Here is an 18,368-nt window from a genome sequence, read left to right on the forward strand (position 1 = left end):
AATATGGGGCGATGCGTCCGGACCCGGCCGGAAAAAGCCCTGTCCGGGCCCAACGAAGGCACATGAATCGTAGGCCCCGATGACGCCGGCGCCGGCGTCGGCGAGGGCGCGACGTACGGTTTCGAGGTGCGTTGCCGGGACAAACGTAACCAGCTTGTAGAGGGTGTCAGTCATCGGCCGTAGGAAAGCGATGTCCCGTAGCCCCAGTTGCTCCGCCAGCGCCATCGAGACCCCGCCATGCGCGGCATCCAGGTTGGTATGGATGGCATAAAGCGCGATGCCGGCCCGCGCGAGACGCAACACAAGCTCCCCGTGCCAGTCGCCGCTTCGAACGAAGCGCAGCGGCTTAAATATCAGCGGGTGATGGGTGATGATGAGCCGGGCGCCCAGGGCGATCGCCTCGTCCAAAACGGCCGGCGTGAGGTCCAACGCCAGCAACGCCGTCTCGACCGACACCCCGTCGTCACCGACCTGGAGGCCGACATTGTCGTACCCCTGTGCCGACGCAGGCGGTGCCCAGGCTTCGAGCGCGGCGGTGATGGCGGCGATTGATGTCGTCATCGATGGTTGATGATAGAGGATGGTTGATTGTCAATAATCAATTGTCAATGATACGCGATAGTGACAGTTAACCATCAACCATTGACGATCAACCATTATCCTTCTCTTCCGGCGGCGGCGCGGCCTTCGGCTTCGTTGACGGATTGGAGCAGGCTGGCGCCGATGATAAACAGGACGATTACCACGGCGACGCCGGCGCGCTGGCTATCGAACCACTCCGTGAAACGACCCAGAAGAAACGGGCCCATAAACGCTGTGGCTTTGCCTGAGAACGCAAAAAATCCATAAAACTCGTTCTCTTTGTTTTTGGGTACGAAGCGTCCCATAAGCGAGCGGCTGGCCGACTGGTTGGGGCCCATGAGCAGCCCCACGAAGCCGCCGGCCACCCAGAACATCAACTCGCTCTGCGCGAACACGGCGAGTGTTGCAGCGGCGATGAGGCCGAGGTTTGAGATCTGGATTGTCGTCTTCCCGCCGAGCCTGTCGTCCAGGTACCCAAACGCAAAGGCGCCCAGGCCGGCCGACACGTTGAGCGCGATGCCGAAATACAGGATCTGCGTCGTGTCAAAGCCAAACGTACCGGCTGCGTAGATCGCCCCGAAGGCGATGATGGTTGTGAGCCCGTCGTTATAAAAGATGCGCGCGACGAGCATGCGGAAGAGATGCTTGTAGGTGCGAATCTCCCGAAAGGTGTCGATGAACTGGCGCGTGGACGAGGCGAGCAGCTCGCGCGTCAGCGGCAGTTTATCCTTCTTTTTCTCTTTAACCAGGATAAAAAGCGGGATACAAAACAGCGCGTACCACAGGGCGACCAGCAAGTTGGTGGCCCGCACGTGTTCACCGGTGCTTTTGTCCAGCCCGAACGGTGCCTGCTCGGGCAGGATAAACACCAGCAGTGCGACAAAAAGGCAGAGGAGCCCGCCGAGGTATCCGAGGCCCCAGGCGTACCCTGAGATTCGGCCGATTTTCTCCGGAGGCGCAAGATCGGGCAAAAACGCGTTGTAGAAGACAATCCCGATCTCGAAGGCGAAGTTGCCAAGCGCGAATACCAGGATCGCGAACCAGATCTGGCCGGGCTGCGGGAAAAAGAGCAGCACGGTGGCCAGCACACCCAGGATCGTCGACCACAACAAGAACCGCTTGCGATAGCCGCCCTGGTCGGCAATGGCGCCGGCGTAGGGCGATAGGATGGCCACCGCCAGCGCCGATATCGTCACCCCGATCGACCAGTAGCCCGTGCCGCTGGTGGCGTCTTCGGCGATGGCCTGTGTGAAGTAAGTAGCGTAAATAAACGTCACCACCAGTGTGGTGAAGGCCGAGTTGGCGAAATCGTACATCGCCCATCCGAAGACGGCGCGGCGGTCGAGAGCCTTAGGGTCAGGCACGAGGTTTAGATGTAGGTGGGAAAGGATGTTGGATGGTAAGGCGCGGCAGCCGCATGCGCAAAAGTCGTCGGAGGAGGCCTTTCCGGAAGCGTTTTTTCTAGTCTACCGCAGCGATCGCTTGACTTGCTAAACGGAAATTCGTTACCTACCGTCTGATTAATAAAATAAATGGAATAAATAGGCGTCGCCGGCTCCCATGACGTTATCGCTCATCGATCTATTCATCATCGGGGCCTATGTGGTGGCGACGATCGTCATCGGGTTTTGGATTTCGAAGCGGGCGTCGAAAAGCCTTGAGAATTATTTCCTTGGCGGCAAAACCATCCCCTGGTACATGCTCGGGTTATCAAACGCCTCGGGGATGTTCGATATCAGTGGGACGATGTGGATGGTCTACCTGCTGTTTGTGTATGGCCTCAAGAGTGTCTGGATACCGTGGTTGTGGCCGGTATTTAACCAGATCTTCCTGATGATGTATCTCTCGGTCTGGCTGCGGCGGTCGGAGGTGATGACGGGGGCGGAGTGGATTACGTTTCGTTTTGGCGAGGGCCGCGGATCCCACCTGGCGCATTTCACGGTGGTCGTTTTTGCACTGCTGAATGTGATCGGGTTTCTTGCGTACGGCTTCATCGGTATTGGCAAATTCGCCGCGACCTTTCTGCCCTGGCAACTGGCGGCCGACCCGGAGCTGAACGTGCATGTTTACGGCCTCATCATCACGGCGTTGACGACGGTGTATGTGGTGAAGGGGGGGATGTTTAGTGTGGTATTTACAGAGGTGCTCCAGTTCTTCGTCATGACCATCGCTTGTATTGGGGTGGGAATCGTGGCGATGTATCAGGTATCGCCGGCCATGTTGGATGCGGCCGTGCCCGACGGCTGGCGAGAGCTGTTTTTTGGATGGCATCTAGATCTTGACTGGACCGGCCTGATGGACGCCGCCAACCAGAAAATCGCGTCTGACGGGTGGGAACTGTTTTCGATTTTTTTCCTGTTGATGCTCTTCAAAGGCTACCTGGCGAGCGCGGCCGGGCCGGCGCCGAACTACGACATGCAGCGGGTGCTTTCGGCTCGGACGCCAAGAGAAGCGGCCAAGATGAGCGGGTTCGTGAGCCTCGTGCTGCTCGTACCGCGGTATATGATGATCACCGGGCTGACGGTTCTGGCGCTGGTCTTTTTCAGCGATGAGCTCAACGCGATGGGGTCCGGGGTGGATTTTGAGCTGGTGCTGCCGTTTGCGATGCGCGAGTTTATCCCGACGGGTCTGCTCGGCCTGCTCATCGCGGCGCTGCTGGCGGCCTTCATGTCCACCTACGCCGCCACGGTGAACGCCGCGCCAGCCTATATCGTGAACGACATCTATAAGCGGTATATCCGCCCGGATGCGCCCCAGAAAACCTACGTGCGGATGAGCTACGCGGCGTCGATCGCGGTCGTGTTGATCGGCACGGGGCTCGGTTTCTTCGTTCCGAACCTGAACAGCCTCGTGTTGTGGATCGTAGGCGCGTTGTATGGTGGCTACGCGGCCGCCAATCTCCTCAAATGGTACTGGTGGCGGTTTAATAGCTACGGATATTTCTGGGGGATGGTGTCCGGAATGCTGGCCGCTGGCTTCGTCCCGATGCTGATGGATGGGATGTTTGGGCCGGGAGCGTTTGGCGAGGCGAAACCCGTGTATGCATTTCCGGCGCTGCTGCTGATCTCCGTCGCCGGCAGCGTGGCCGGCAGCCTGCTGACGCCGGCGGACGACGAGGAGGTGCTGAAGACGTTTTACCTGAAAGTCCGCCCCTGGGGCTTCTGGAAGCCGATCCACGATAAAGTGGTCGCGGAACACCCCGCCATTCAGGCCAACCGGGATTTCGGGCGAGATATGATCAATGTGGCCGTCGGCATCGTGTGGCAGACGGCGTTGACGGCAACCGGCATCTTCCTGGTGCTGGAAGATTTTGGGACGTTTGCGTTCTGCGTGGCTGTTGTGGCGGCAACCTCGATTTTTCTGAAACGCAACTGGTACGACGCCATCCGCGATACACCGGCGTGATGGCGACGCATGCGATGGTGTGCGGCGGCAATGCGCGGCGTATTGACGGACATGATATATCGTGTCCCTCCGAGACTATGCGCGGCGGTACGTGATACACTCGAACCTGAATCCATTTCATGAAACACCTGGCCTTTTCCACGTCGGCGTATGCGGAGCGACTAAACACGCTCCAGCGCGACTACGAGGTGCTCGTCCAGCGCCCCAACGAGCCGTTGCCCGGGGGGAACGGGATCTACACGCGGTACCGTTTTCCCGCGCTCACGGCGGCGCATACGCCGCTGCTCTGGCGGTACGACCTCAACCCCGCCACGAACCCGCTGTTATTGGAGCGTCAGGGTGTAAACGGGGTGTATAACGCCGGCGCCATCAAGCACAACGGACGCTACCTGTTGGTCGCCCGCGTGGAGGGCGTCGACCGGAAGTCGTTTTTCGCCGTGGCCGAAAGTTCGAACGGCATCGACCGTTTCCGGTTCTGGGACTACCCGGTGGTGATGCCCGAGACCGAGGATCTGGATGTCAATGTGTACGACATGCGTCTCACGGCGCACGCCGATGGCTGGATCTACGGGCTGTTTTGCACGGAGCGCAAGGACCCGAAGGCCGCGAAGGGCGACCTGTCGTCCGCCGTGGCGCAGTGTGGAATCGCTCGGACGCGCGACCTGGTGGCGTGGGAGCGTCTGCCAGATCTCAAGACGCCTTCACCTCAACAACGGAATGTGGTCTTGCACCCCGATTTTGTTGAGGGTCAGTACGCCTTCTACACCCGACCTCAGGACGGTTTCATCGACGCCGGCACGGGCGGTGGCATCGGCTGGGGCGTATCGGAGTCGATGGACCCCGCGGTGATTATCCACGAAAGGATTGTCGATCAGCGCGCCTACCATACGATCAAGGAAGTAAAAAACGGCGAGGGGCCGCCGCCTATCAAGACGGAGGCCGGCTGGCTGCATCTGGCGCATGGTGTGCGCGGGACGGCGGCCGGCTTGCGGTACGTCACCTACCTTTTTGTGACGGCGCGGGATGAGCCATGGCGCGTGACCCATACGCCGGCCGGCCATTTTCTGGCGCCGGAGGGGGAAGAACGCGTTGGCGACGTCTCGAACGTCGCGTTTAGCAACGGCTGGATCGCGGACGACGACGGGACCGTGTTCATCTATTACGGTAGCTCGGACACCCGCATGCATGTCGCCACCACGACCGTCGGACATCTGGTGGATTATGCCCTCCACACGCCGGCCGACGGGATGCGCTCCGCCGCGAACGTGCAACAGCGCATCGCCCTGATCGATCAGAATATGAGGTATCTGGAGGCGCGATGAAGAGCATCGACATGGCCGGCGCTTTATACGCCGACGCGCACCGCGAATTGACGCACCACATCCTACCGTATTGGACGAGCCGGACCGTGGATGCGACCCATGGCGGCTTCATCGGCGCCATCACGGGGGGAAACGTCCCGGACTGGCGCGCCCCGAAAGGCATCGTCTTGAATGCCCGCATCCTGTGGACATTTAGCGAGACCGCGAGGGTGCTTGGCGACGCGGAGTCCCGCCTGCTGGCGCACCGTGCGTTTGCCTATATCAGAGCGCGTTTCTGGGATGACGTTGCCGGCGGGGCGTACTGGATGGTCGACTATCTCGGCCAACCGCTCGACACCAAGAAATACACCTACGCCCAGGCGTTCCTGATGTATGCCCTGACGGCCTACCACCGGGCTACCGGAAACACCGGCGCGCTAGACTGGGCGATCGATCTGTTCGACCTCCTCGAGGCGCACACGGCGGACCCTGCATTCGGCGGTTATTTCGAGATCTACGACGCCACCTGGCGCCGGCGGCCGATGGAGTCGCTGAGCCCGAAAGACCCCGTTGCCGCGAAGTCGGCCAACACCCAGTTACACGTTCTCGAGGCCTACGCGAGTCTGCTGCGGATCTGGCCGGACGAGCGGCTGCAGCGGCGGCTCCGCCAGCTGCTCGATCTCTTCCTGAACACGATCGTCGATCCAGACACGCACCATCTGAGACAAGCCTTTGACGCGGACTGGACGGCCATCAACCGGCTCGTATCGTTCGGGCACGACATCGAGGCGAGCTGGCTTCTTTGCGATGCGGCGCGCACGCTAGGCGACCCCGGGCAAATCCTGCAAGCTGAAGGCGAGGCGATCGCCATGGTTCGCGCCACGCTTAACGCCGGCGTCGCGCCCGATGGTAGCCTGTACAACGAGGCCACGCCCCATCGGCTCGACGAAGACAGGCACTGGTGGCCGCAGGCCGAAGCCGTGGTCGGATTTCTGAATGCCTATGAACTCGTCCACGAAGAAACGTTTTTGCATCAGGCCTCCCTCAACTGGACATATATCCAGCGCTTTATCGTGGACCATGATCACGGCGAATGGTTTTTTAGGGTGTCGCGCGCCGGCGTGCCCTATCTCCACGAGGACAAGGTGGGTCCGTGGAAATGCCCCTATCACAATACCCGGGCATGCCTCGAGATTATGGAGCGGACCGCTCGGATCCAGGCGATGCTGGCCCCATCCAGGTAGTCGGTTTTACGAAACAGGATATCGTCAATGACCAAGCAAACGCTTTCCTGGGCTGGAATTATTCTATGTATGCTGGGCGCCGGGGCGATGCTGGCCGGCTGCGCCGTTTCGCAGCGGACCGCAACAACCGGCTTCCGACTCGTCGACCCCGACGCGACCCGGCAGACGCGCGCGCTTTTCGCCAACCTGAAAACGCTTGCGCCAGATGCCGTGTTGTTCGGGCATCAGGACGATCTGGCGTACGGGGTCAATTGGCAGCGCGAGGCCGGCCGATCGGACGTCCGCGAAACCGTGGGGGCCTACCCGGCCGTGTACGGCTGGGAGCTGGGCGATCTGGAGCTGGGGAAAAAGGAAAATCTGGATCGGGTGAACTTCAAGGACATGCAGGGTTGGATCAAGGACGGCTACAAACGCGGAGGCGTCGTCACGATCGGCTGGCACATGAACAACCCGGCATCCGGAGGCAATGCGTGGGATACCACACGAGCCATACACACCATCCTGCCAGGCGGGGTGCATCATGCGACGTACCGGGATTGGTTGGACCGATTTGCAGGGTTTGTGGGTGGATTAAAAACCGGACCTTTCGCGTGGCTGGGCGCGGGAAAGCCCGTCCCGATCCTGTTTCGGCCGTTTCACGAGCACACGGGCGGCTGGTTCTGGTGGGGCAAAGGGCACGTGACGCCCGAGGAGTACATCGCCCTGTGGCGGTTTACCGTGGAGTACCTGCGCGATGAAAAAGGGCTGCGTAACCTGCTGTATGTCTACGCCACCGATGTATTCGAAAGCGAAGCGGAGTACTTTCATCATTACCCGGGGGATGCGTACGTCGATATGCTCGGCTACGACGACTATCATGCCCTCGGCCGCGACGAAACCGTGGGCGACATGACGCGCCGGCTGCGCATGCTGGTGACCTGGGCCGAGGCGCGGGGTAAACTCGCCGCCCTCACCGAAACCGGGTCCGAGCGGATCCCCCTGCCCACCTGGTGGACGCAGCGCCTGCTCAAAGCCATCACCGACGACCCGGTGAGCCGGCGGATCAGCTACGTACTCGTCTGGCGCAATGCCAATAACCGTCCGGACCACTTCTACGCCCCCTTTCCGGATCACCCAAGCGCGGAAGACTTCAAGCACTTCTATGCCCACCCGTTCGTGCTTTTTGAGGACGAACTGCCGGCGTTGTACCGGTAACTAAGGAAGGCGTTGAACGTTTTTTCGTTATGCGTTTGAGGTTCACGCATAGCCGACAGGGAAACCACAGCATTCGATCCATATGTGCTCATTTATAGCCAAAACCTTTCCTTCATCATCATCCCCGACCCCGACCGGGAAACGGATGCCATATAGCCAACACACAGCGCGGATCGCTTTCTTGGCGCTTCTTTCACTACTCGTGGCAACCGCGTCGGCCCAGCGCCAGGACCGGGTTGCGTTTAACGGCCAGGAGCTGTTCCTGAGTGGCGGCAATGTGGCCTGGGTGAACTTCGCGCGGGACATCGGGCCGGGGACCACCGACGTGGTCCGTTTCAACGGCATGTTCGAGCAGCTCGGCGCCGGCGGCGGCAACGCCATGCGACTGTGGCTCCACACGACCGGCGCGGCGACCCCGGCGTGGAGCGGGGGGGAGGTTATCGGGCCGGGCGCCGGCGCCATCGACGACCTCCGCACCATCCTCGACGCGGCCTGGGAGCAGAACATCGGCCTGATGCTCTGCCTCTGGTCGTTCGACATGCTCCGGATCTCCAATGGCGCCCTCATCACCGACCGCGCGTTCGGGATCCTCACCGATACGACCCTCACGCAGACCTACATCGACAACGCGCTCATCCCGATGGTCGAGGCCCTCGCCGGCCACCCCGCCATCATCGCCTGGGAAATCTTCAACGAGCCCGAGGGGATGAGCAACGAGTTCGGGTGGGATTTCAACCGGCACATCCCGATGGCCGATATCCAGCGGTTCATCAACCGGACGGCCGGCGCCATCCATGGGGCCGACCCTGCCGCGCAGGTCACCAACGGCTCCTGGGCGTTCCTGGCATCGAGCGACGCCACGCCGGCCAAAACCGCCTTTGCGGCCGAAGCGCTTGATCCCGAGCGGGTAGAACGCGTCCGTCAGGGCCTGTCCGACCGCTATGCCCACCCTTTCACGGCCGACGAAACGCGCGCGTTCTACGACCGCCTGACGAGCTTCGTCAACATCAACTACTACACCGACGAACGCCTCATCGCCGCCGGCGGCGACCCCGACGGCTTTCTCGATTTCTACACCACCCACTACTACGAATGGGGCGGCACGGCGCTCTCTCCGTTCCATCACGATGCCGCCGAATGGGGCCTCGCCAAGCCCCTCGTGATCGCCGAGTTTTTTATGGGCGGCGGCGACGATGGCAACCCGGACGCGACATTTGGCATCCCGTACGAGGACCTGTACCCCACCCTGTACGAACGCGGCTACGCCGGCGCTCTGGCGTGGCAGTGGTTCAACTTCCCGAGCAGCGCCGAGGGTGTGGTGAACTGGCCCCGCATCCTCGAAAGCACGCAGTTGCTGTTCGAAACCTATCCGGACGCCGTGGCCATCAACACCGGGCTGCGGATTTCCAGCTTCTTCGCGGACCCTCCCGGCGTCGAGGCCGGGCAGACCAGCGAACTCCGCTGGAGCGTCCGCGGCGCCGCGTCCGTCACCCTCGACGGGGCGCTTGTGGATTCGAGCGGTACCCTCACCGTGTCGCCCACCGCGACGACGTCCTATATCCTGAGCGCCGTCAGCCGCGACGACGGCAGCGAGCTGGCGGACACGGTTACCGTTACCGTGCTCGACCCCGACCAGGTAAACCGGATGCGCCGGCAGCCGGCGACCGCCTCGACCTTCGAGGCCTGCTGCGGCGGTGACCAAGTGGCCGACTTCGCCGTCGACGGCGACCCAAACACCCGCTGGAGCAGCGCCTGGGACGACGAAGAAGGCGACGCAGATCCCGACGACGAGTGGCTGGCGGTGGACCTCGGCGCGTCCTACGCTATCGCCCGCCTGACGCTCGTCTGGGAAGCCGCCTACGGAGAGGCATATACTATCGACCTCTCGTACGACGGCCGGCTCTGGACGACGGTCCACGAGGAGCGTGCCGGCGACGGCGGGACGGATGAAATCGTGTTCGACGCCCCGCTGGATGGGCGGTATGTGAGGATGCAGGGGATAACACGTGCGACCGAGTTCGGTTATTCGCTCTGGGAGATGGAGGCGTACGGCCTCCGGTCCGCCGCACAGCCGCCGGAGGCGACACTTGTATGGCCGGCCGAGGGCTCCCTGTTCGAACCTGGCGCCGGCGACACCCTGTCCGTCCGCGTGAGCGACCCTGACGGCGCCGTCGCGCGCGTCGCCTACTACCTCGACGACGTTCCGCTCGGCGAGGCCGTCGGTGACCCGTTCCTCCTCCCATGGACGGCCCCTGGCGCCGGCTCGTACACGGTTCGCGCCGAGGCCACTGATTTAGACGGCATCACGGTATCGACAGCCGTTGTGCCCGTTTTTGTGCGATCGACCGCTGGCTTCACGCGGTACGAGGCCGAAAGTGCGATCCCTATCGGCGACGTCAGTGTGTCCGATTTTGTCTCTGGCGCGAGCGGCGGGCACTACATGTTCATGCGCGATAACGGGACGTTCACCTGGCTGAGCGTGACCGTTCCGGCGGCTGGCCGGTACTTTCTCGCATTCCGGTATTATCTCCCGTTCGGGGCAAAAACCCAGGCGCTGAACGTGAACCGCGTCCGCGCGGCTGAGCTCGACTTTGGCGGACCCGCGAATACGTGGCTCGTGCGTGGGGTGGAAGTGGAACTGTTGGCAGGCGCCAACACCCTCCAGATTGAGAAGATGGATGGAAGGATGTACATCGATTACGTCGATGTCTCGTCCACCGTGGTGAACGTCGGCGCCGAGCCGCCGGGGGGGCTGGCGACGTACGGACTGGCCCAGAACTACCCCAATCCGTTCAGTGGCCGGGCGGAGATCGGCTACACGCTGCCCGAGTCGGCCGCGGTGACGCTGGCGGTGTTTGACCTCATGGGCCGGCAGGTGGCGGTACTGGTGGATGGCGTGATGTCCGCCGGCGAGCACCGGGTAGCGCTGGATGCGAAGGGGCTGGCGAACGGGATGTACGTCTATCGCCTGCGGGCCGGCACGTTCGAAGCGACGCGCCGGATGGTGCTGCTGCGGTAACGCGCTGTTGCCTACGTGGCAACCTACGTGCCGGAACCCGATTTGCCGGCACAGGTGATACAGGGGTTTTTCCCGCCTCCGTAGCTCAGGGGATAGAGCACAGGTTTCCTAAACTTGGGGTCGCTGGTTCGATTCCAGCCGGGGGCACGCGTGAAAAAAGGCTCAATTGGCAGGTGAAATGACTGCTTAACATGAGGCCCTACACATCTCCAGCGCACCAAGCATGCTCGACCCTGCCGCCTTCATCAGCCACTGGAAGAAGTCAAGCGGCTCGGAACGCGCCAATCTCCAGAGCTTCATAAACGACCTGTGCGACCTCCTGGAGGTCGAGCGGCCGGCGCCGTCCACCAATGTATCGGAGCTGAACTCGTACTGCTTCGAGCGGGCAGTCGTTTTTGATGACGGAGACGGGAGAACGTCCACCAAGTTCATCGACCTCTACAAAAAAGGCTGCTATATCCTGGAGGGCAAGCAGGGGACCGACGCTCCGGGCGATGACGAGCGCGTCCAGCTCGGCGGCGAGGCGCTGAAACGCCGGGCCGGCACGGCCCGCCGGGGGACTCGCGGCTGGGCACAGGCCATGACGTCCGCGAAGAACCAGGCCTTTCGGTATGCTCGGGCACTGAAAGAAGAATGGCCGCCGCTGCTGATTGTCGTCGATGTCGGGCACTGCATCGACCTCTACGCCGACTTTCAGCGGCAGGGCAAGACGTACGCGCAGTTTCCGGACACGAACAGCTACCGGATCCTGATCGAGGACCTCGTCCGCGAGGAGGTGCGGGAGAGGCTGAGGGCGGCGTGGACGGATCCGATGTCACTCGATCCCACCCGGCGCAGCGCACGGGTGACGCGTGTCCTGGCGGACCGGCTGGCGCGCCTCGCGGCCTCGTTCGAGGGGGCGGGTTATGAGCCGGATCGGGTGGCGCAGTTCCTCATGCGGTGCCTGTTCACGATGTTCGCGGAGGATGTGGGGCTGATCCCGGACCGCGTCTTCACGAACCTGTTGACGCGTTTCAAGGACCGGCTCGACGTTCTGCCCAAGATGCTCTCGGCGCTGTGGGCCACCATGAATGCCGGCGGATTCTCGCCGGCCATCGAAGCCGACATCGTGGAGTTCAACGGCGGTCTGTTTGCCGACCAGGAGGCGCTCCCACTGACGTTGCCTCAGCTGGAGCTGATCGTCGAAGCCGCCGAAGCCGATTGGAAGGACGTGGAGCCGGCGATCTTTGGGACGCTGCTCGAACGGGCGCTTGATCCCGTCGAGCGGCACAAGCTGGGGGCGCATTATACGCCGCGCGCGTACGTCGAGCGCCTCGTCATGCCGACGATCATCGAGCCGCTGCGCGCCGAGTGGGAGGCCGCGCAGGCAGCCGCGAGCTTGCAGGAGCAGGCCGGCGACGAACGTGCGGCAAGGAAGGAGATCGAGACCTTCCAGCGCCGGCTCTGCTCGTTGAAGGTGCTCGACCCGGCCTGCGGTTCGGGAAACTTCCTCTACGTGACGCTCGAACACCTCAAGCGCATCGAGGGCGAGGTGCAGGAGGTGCTGCTCAGTTACAAAGGGCAGCAGGTGCTCGACATGACCGGCGCCTACACGGTTTCGCCTGACCAGTTGCTCGGACTGGAGATCAACCCCAGGGCCGCCCGGATCGCCGATGTCGTGCTATGGATCGGCTACCTGCAATGGCACATGCGAACCAGGGGGGACGCGAAGCGCCTGGATCCGCCAATCCTCAAAGACTACAAAAATATCAAGCAGCAAGACGCGGTGCTCGCCTACGACGCGAAGGTGCCACGGCTTGACGAACACGGCCGGCCGGTGACGCGGTGGGATGGGCGCACGAAGAAGATTCACCCTGTGACGGGGGAGGAGGTGCCGGATGATACGGCGCGGGTGCCGGTGTTTGACTATGTCAATCCACGGGAAGCCACCTGGCCGAAGGCTGACTTCATCGTTGGGAATCCGCCGTTTGTTGGGCCGGCGATGATGCGCGAGGCGCTGGGTGACGGCTATACCGAGGCGCTGCGTCGCACCTACAAACTCGTCCCGGACAGCGCCGACTACGTCATGTTCTGGTGGCACAAAGCGGCCGAAGCCGTGCGCGCCGGCGAGGCGGAGCGCTTTGGGTTCATTGCGACGAACAGCTTGCGCCAGACCTTTAATCGAAAGGTGCTTCAGTACCACATGGACGCGAAGCCGGCGTTGTCGTTGGCGTTCGCGATTCCGGATCATCCGTGGGTTGATAGTGCGGATGGGGCGGCGGTGCGGATCTCGATGACAGTTGGTACTTCAAGAGCTACTGGAGGGGTATTGTTCGAACTTGGTGAGGAAAAAGTCGAGGATGGTGGGGCAATAGTTATGGACCTGAAAGCAAGGAAGGGTGAAATTAATTTTGACTTGTCAGTTGGAAATGATTTTGGATCCTTGATTGACCTTGCTGCCAATCAAGGCGTCTGTCAAATGGGTATTAAGTTGCATGGAATGGGATTCGTTGTGAGTGCTGAGGAAGCGATACAGTTGGGAATAAATGGTGTAGCCAAAGATGATCTGAATAGATATATAAGACCATTTATTAACGGAAAAGATCTTGTTCAAAGGACTAGGGGGGCCATGGTAATTGACCTTTTCGGACTTTCGATCCATGACGTTATTCAGAAGTATCCAGAAGTATATCAATGGATTTTAGATCGTGTCAAACCGGAACGAGACCAAAATAATCGGCAATCTTACCGAGAGAACTGGTGGATATTTGGGGAACCAAGATCAACCTTTCGACCAGCGTTGGAAAAACTGGATCGTTATATCGTGACTTGCCGCACCGCTAAACATCGAATATTCGCATTTATTGGATCGGCAACAATGTCGGAGTCTAAGGTGGTTATGATCGCATTGGACGACCCATTCTTTCTTGGAGTTCTCTCTTCTAAAGCCCATGTCATATGGGCGGCTAGAACAGGAGGATGGCTTGGTGTTGGAAATGACTCAACTTACAACCACTCGGATTGTTTTAATAAATTCCCCTTTCCTGATTTGGGGTCGGGAGTTCGGGGCAAAATCAAGGATTTGGCCGAACAGCTCGACGCCCACCGCAAGCGCCAGCAGGAGGCACACCCGGATCTGACCATGACCGGCATGTACAACGTCGTGGAGAAGCTTCGCGCCGGCGTGCCGCTGACTGCGAAAGAGAAGATCATCCACGAGCAAGGGCTTGTCTCCGTGCTTAAGGACCTGCACGATCGCATCGACGCGGCGGTAGCCGAGGCTTACGGCTGGCCGGCCGATCTCAGCGACGAAGAGATCCTGGAGCGCCTCGTCGCCCTGAACAAGGAGCGCGCGGCTGAAGAAGCCCGTGGACTGATCAGGTATCTGCGCCCCGAGTACCAGGCCAGGGGCCGCGATGGGCATCAGGCGGCCCTTGAGATGGGGGAGGAGGAGACCGAAGCGGCGCCGGCGGTGCCGGCAGGCAAGACGCCCTGGCCGAAGTCGCTCGCGGAACGCGTGCAGGCGGTGCAGCGTGCGATCGAAAGCCGGGCCGGCGGGGTAACAGCCGCGGAGGTGGCCGGGTCCTCCAAGGGGGCGAAGGTGGCCGATGTCGAGTCCGTGTTGCAGGCGCTTGAGATGCTGGGGCACGTCCGGCAGCCGGAGGCGGGGCGGTTCGTCGTGTAATCGTCGCGTTCCGGGTTCGGAGTTCCGGGTGATCACCCGTTTGGGGTACCGTTTACCCGGAACCATGAACACGGAACGCGGAGCGGAAACGCCGCGTATTCAACGTGTCAGACACCTATCGTTAGGCCCTGCAAGCCCCTTTCAGCCATTCATCGAGGCGCCTTTATGAACGCACAACGTATCACGGTCGACCCTGAGATTCACAGCGGAACGCCAAATAATTGAGACATCCGAGCCTGTCGAGGGCAGTTCCTCGACAGGCTGCTAATGACATCATCCATTGAGAAGCTACCTCTTGATCGGCAATTCTGGGATTAGCGCAAACAGTCACCATACGGTTTGCCGCCGAGTGGTGTGAAACAAAAAAATTGCGTTGTCATCCCTCCACGTCCCCCGCGCATGCGGGGGACGTGGAGGGACCTCCTTTAGCCGGGCAGCGTGCCAACCTCAAGGAGGTCCCTCCGCTTCAGTGCCGGCTTGCGCCGGCACTTACGGTCGGGATGACAATGCTATTTATAAAAAGCACCACTCGGCGCTATCCTTATAGCCTCCTTCCCCCGAGTTTTCCGTGACCCTATGCCTACGGCCACCAAGCCGTACAACCTGCTTCCGAAGCCCTGTCATGCCCGACATGAAAGCCCTGCGCGGCCGGGCTATGGGTCTCTGGATGACATCCGCGCTGTGAGCTCGAAACGTCAGCAATCAATGCCCTGACCAGCCATGCCCTACGTCCATTTTTATACCTACTTTCCAGAGATTGCTGAAAAGGAAACCAGGAACATTACAGTTTTTGATGACCCCATATTGGGAAGTGACTCTTTTGGGCTTCTGGAGCTGTATTGCGACGAAGCAGGGTGCGATTGCCGACGTGTTATGCTTGAAATAAGATCACTTAATCAACATAGCCCGGTAGCCATTATAGTTTATGGCTGGGAGTCAGTGCAGTTTTATAAAAAATGGTACGGTAGAGATGAGAAATTCATCATCGATGAACTGAAGGGGCCGGCTCTGAATTCGATGAGCAACCAAACGGATTTGGCCCCGAGACTTTTGGAGCTAGTCAGTAAGGAGGTGCTGTCGGATCATGCGTACATTGATCGATTAAAACGCCATTACAAAGCGCTTCGAGAAAGAGTGGATCCAAATATACCTGGTCCGGTCAAAATTAATCGACCTGATCGTAATGCACCGTGTGGTTGCGGGAGCGGTAGGAAGTATAAATATTGTTGTGGTGCTTGAGGATAGTATGTGACGTTTCGGGTTGAACGTTTTTTCGTTATGCGGTTGAGGTTTTCGTATACGCTTTTTTAGCAACTGAGCGCCGTTTAAGGCCAAACGCGTAACGCGCAGCCTGGTAACGCATAACGTCAGTTCTGATCTTTCTCGGGCATAAGAACCAGATTTATTTGCTCGGCAGGCTTACCACGCGTCGCGGAGCGACGCCGCATGATAGCCCCGTCCTTTAGGGCAGGGCACGGCGACTCGGCCACGCCCCCTGAAATAGATTTCAAGGCGTTTTTGTTCGACGCCAGGCTGATTACGGGAATATCGAGTACGAGTAGGAGTACCGCTTCGCTGAGTACGAGTACGAAAGCAGCGTGTAACGTTCAACGCATATACGTTTAACGCGTTTTTGCGTTTACTCCCACCGAAACACCTTCGTCGAAATAGCGGTGCAGACTCCGAACGCCAGCAACAGAGCCGCGACATGGATCCACTGGCCGGCCCAGTCGCCGAACCGCCAGGTCGCTTCGAGCAGGGCGACGGCGTGGGTGGTGGGTAACAAAAGCGCAAAGCCTTTTAAGACCGGCGACATCCCTTCGAGGGGAAAAAACAGTCCGGACACCGCCAACATAGGGTACATGAAGCCCGCCCCGATGGGTTGAGCGAACCGGGCGGTGGGAACGAGGCTGGCGATCACGAAACCGAGCGACAGAATACTCAGCGTGCTCAGGAGCAAGGCGGCGGAAAAGCTGGCGAGATGTGGGGTTATGGCGCCGGGGAAAAACTGCCGGCCGGCCAGCACCAGCAATACCAGGCTGATCGCCGTAAACCCGAGCTTGACGATCACCTGAGCGCTCAAGATGGTGACAGGTGTGAGCGGGGTGGCGCGCAGACGTTTCAGGATGCCACCCTCCCGGTAAATCGAAATGATGGCCACAAGCGATAGCACAGCGCTGATGGCGATCATGAGGGCCGCAAGGATGGGGACTTGAACCGAAGCGCCATCCGCCGCATTCGAACTCCCGGCGCCCAACACGCGGCCGAGCACGATAAACAGCACCACCGGGATGCCGATCGTGCCGAACACCCCCATGGGTTCGCGCAGAAACACCTTCGTTTCGATCCAGGTCAGCTTCCAGAGTCCGTTCAGCATGGGCATATCCGCTTCTTATTCCCTGATTCCGTGGCCGGTGAGCTTGAGGAACACGTCCTCCAGCGTGGGCATCTCCGTCCGAAACCCACTCACCCGGATAGCTTCGCGCGCAATGAAATAGATTACCTCCGTTACAAACGAGTCGCCGGCGCCATCGAGCGTGTACGTCACCCCTTCGCCCGAGACCGACACCCTGGCAGGTAGACGACCGAGGCGGCCTGCCAGGCCGGTATCGTCGCTCGTGAATACGACACGGCGTTCCGGGCAGTGGGTATCCACGAGGTCCGCCGGCGTCCCGATTTCGAGCACCTTCCCGTGTTCGATGATCGCGACGCGGTCGCACAGTCGTTCCGCCTCTTCCATCAGATGTGTGGTCAGAAAGACGGTTTTGCCACGGTCGTGGATGTCAGTGATGAGCTCCCAGATGGTCCGCCGCGCCTGGGGATCGAGGCCGGTGGTGAGTTCGTCGAGGAACACCAGTTCGGGGTCGTGAATGAGGGCGAGGGCGATAAACAGCCGCTGCTTCTGGCCGCCGGAGAGTGTCATGAACCAGGCGTTGCGCTTTTCCTGGAGGCCGAGGCGAGTGAGGAGTGCGTCGCCGTCGACGGCGCTGGTGGCGTACAAGGACGACCAGAGGTCGACCGCCTCCCAGACCTTGATGCGTTTCTGTAGATGCGCTTCCTGGTGCTGGACGCCGATGCGCCGGCGCAGCGCCTGCGCATCCCGTTGGGGATGGAGACCCAGCACCGAGATCGTCCCTTTATCCGCCTTGCGGTGGCCCTGGAGGCACTCCATCGTGGTCGTTTTACCGGCGCCATTCGGGCCAATCAGGCCGAAGATCTCGCCCGCGTAGACTTCGAGGGAAACATCTTCGACCGCCACGGTGGATCCGTAGCGTTTCCCCAGGTTGGAGACGGAGATGACGGGTGTAGGCATGCGGTGAGCGAGGGGTGGGTGAGCCAGAAGGCGCAGCGTACGCGCGACGCGGGGAATAGTCGCACAGACAGGACGAACCCTGCAAAAATCGATCAGGGGGTGGAATGCGGCATACCGCGGTGCGGGTTATATCAGCTAATAGTACGATCACTTGCACGGATGGGTAGCCTCGTGTCATATTGTGACCGCATTCAGAGGGACGTATGGCGATCGACAAGATTACCCAGGTAGACCCCGCACGGCGTGGGCAGTGGCTCCTGCCGAGCGCGATCCGTCGGGTCAACCCGCGCGACATCCATTACCTACTCCCGCTTGACCTCGCAGGCGACTGGCACCAGGGCGACCTTATCCTGGGAAGGATCGAGGGTCGGGTGGGGCTGATCGATCGGATTCAAAACGTCAACCGCGGCTCGGGCATCAACTACCGCGACGCCTCGCTCTTTTCGGGCAGCGTGACGATGGCCGTCCTCGCGCCCCGCGCCGGCACCAGCACCTGCATTGCCCGCGTGCCGCCGCATCCGATTCGCCATCTGCATCTGCACGGGATGGGCGGCCAGGCCGCACTCATCGAACCAGGTAGCGAACACACGGCCCTCTATAGGGGCGCTCCTACGACCATCAAGGTCATCGCCCAGCTGGGCGATGA

Annotated in this window: 12 protein-coding genes and 1 tRNA gene; 9 read left to right on the forward strand and 4 right to left on the reverse strand. The window is 60.7% G+C overall.

All coding sequences use genetic code 11. The features are described from left to right. Window positions 1–561: Nif3-like dinuclear metal center hexameric protein (locus SH809_03935; GenBank protein MDZ4698836.1), on the reverse strand; the 561-nt coding region annotated here is incomplete at its 3' end. Between the two features lie 95 nt (window positions 562–656). Further along, window positions 657–1,946, reverse strand: coding sequence for an MFS transporter (locus SH809_03940; protein ID MDZ4698837.1), 1,290 nt, complete (start codon window positions 1,944–1,946; stop codon window positions 657–659). 196 nt (window positions 1,947–2,142) lie between these two features. Between SH809_03940 and SH809_03945 the strand changes: the two genes are divergently transcribed. The 8 genes from SH809_03945 to SH809_03980 all read left to right on the forward strand — a co-directional run bounded on the left by SH809_03945 (window position 2,143) and on the right by SH809_03980 (window position 15,648). After that, entirely contained in the window at window positions 2,143–3,987 is a 1,845-nt protein-coding gene (locus SH809_03945; protein ID MDZ4698838.1) for a sodium:solute symporter family protein, read from the forward strand. 119 nt (window positions 3,988–4,106) lie between these two features. Continuing rightward, window positions 4,107–5,309, forward strand: coding sequence for a glycosidase (locus tag SH809_03950; GenBank protein ID MDZ4698839.1), 1,203 nt, complete (start codon window positions 4,107–4,109; stop codon window positions 5,307–5,309). Continuing rightward, window positions 5,306–6,532 (forward strand): AGE family epimerase/isomerase, encoded by a 1,227-nt coding sequence (locus SH809_03955; GenBank protein MDZ4698840.1) that lies wholly within the window; start codon window positions 5,306–5,308, stop codon window positions 6,530–6,532. Before SH809_03950 ends, SH809_03955 begins: the two co-directional genes overlap by 4 nt. A 27-nt stretch (window positions 6,533–6,559) precedes the next feature. Then, entirely contained in the window at window positions 6,560–7,726 is a 1,167-nt protein-coding gene (locus tag SH809_03960) for a glycosyl hydrolase (protein ID MDZ4698841.1), read from the forward strand. 202 nt (window positions 7,727–7,928) lie between these two features. Next, complete coding sequence (locus SH809_03965; protein ID MDZ4698842.1) at window positions 7,929–10,745, forward strand: discoidin domain-containing protein; 2,817 nt, start codon at window positions 7,929–7,931, stop codon at window positions 10,743–10,745. A gap of 74 nt (window positions 10,746–10,819) precedes the next feature. Continuing rightward, window positions 10,820–10,892: transfer RNA gene (locus SH809_03970), tRNA-Arg, on the forward strand. Window positions 10,893–10,968: 76 nt separating this feature from the next. Continuing rightward, window positions 10,969–14,409, forward strand: a complete 3,441-nt coding sequence (locus SH809_03975; GenBank protein ID MDZ4698843.1) for a type IIL restriction-modification enzyme MmeI — start codon at window positions 10,969–10,971, stop codon at window positions 14,407–14,409. Window positions 14,410–15,129: 720 nt separating this feature from the next. Then, window positions 15,130–15,648, forward strand: a complete 519-nt coding sequence (locus SH809_03980) for an SEC-C metal-binding domain-containing protein (GenBank protein MDZ4698844.1) — start codon at window positions 15,130–15,132, stop codon at window positions 15,646–15,648. 400 nt (window positions 15,649–16,048) lie between these two features. On the opposite strand, the gene SH809_03985 is transcribed toward SH809_03980, so the two are convergent. Both SH809_03985 and SH809_03990 read right to left on the reverse strand, forming a co-directional pair. Next, complete coding sequence (locus SH809_03985; protein MDZ4698845.1) at window positions 16,049–16,786, reverse strand: ABC transporter permease; 738 nt, start codon at window positions 16,784–16,786, stop codon at window positions 16,049–16,051. A 15-nt stretch (window positions 16,787–16,801) separates the two neighbouring features. Then, on the reverse strand, window positions 16,802–17,722 hold the full coding sequence (locus SH809_03990) for an ABC transporter ATP-binding protein (protein ID MDZ4698846.1): 921 nt from the start codon (window positions 17,720–17,722) through the stop codon (window positions 16,802–16,804). A 203-nt stretch (window positions 17,723–17,925) separates the two neighbouring features. On the opposite strand from SH809_03990, the gene SH809_03995 reads away from it, so the two are divergent. Beyond that, the coding region (locus SH809_03995) for a hypothetical protein (protein ID MDZ4698847.1) at window positions 17,926–18,368 on the forward strand (443 nt) is incomplete at its 3' end.

The organism is Rhodothermales bacterium, assembly GCA_034439735.1.
Classification (GTDB): domain Bacteria; phylum Bacteroidota; class Rhodothermia; order Rhodothermales; family JAHQVL01; genus JAWKNW01.

Coding starts and splice junctions, on each gene's coding strand:
- SH809_03950 (MDZ4698839.1), top strand. CDS start 4,107: ATGAAACACCTGGCCTTTTCCACGTCGGCGTATGCGGAGCGACTAAAC.
- SH809_03990 (MDZ4698846.1), bottom strand. CDS start 17,722: ATGCCTACACCCGTCATCTCCGTCTCCAACCTGGGGAAACGCTACGGA.
- SH809_03960 (MDZ4698841.1), top strand. CDS start 6,560: ATGACCAAGCAAACGCTTTCCTGGGCTGGAATTATTCTATGTATGCTG.
- SH809_03945 (MDZ4698838.1), top strand. CDS start 2,143: ATGACGTTATCGCTCATCGATCTATTCATCATCGGGGCCTATGTGGTG.
- SH809_03985 (MDZ4698845.1), bottom strand. CDS start 16,786: ATGCTGAACGGACTCTGGAAGCTGACCTGGATCGAAACGAAGGTGTTT.
- SH809_03955 (MDZ4698840.1), top strand. CDS start 5,306: ATGAAGAGCATCGACATGGCCGGCGCTTTATACGCCGACGCGCACCGC.
- SH809_03980 (MDZ4698844.1), top strand. CDS start 15,130: ATGCCCTACGTCCATTTTTATACCTACTTTCCAGAGATTGCTGAAAAG.
- SH809_03975 (MDZ4698843.1), top strand. CDS start 10,969: ATGCTCGACCCTGCCGCCTTCATCAGCCACTGGAAGAAGTCAAGCGGC.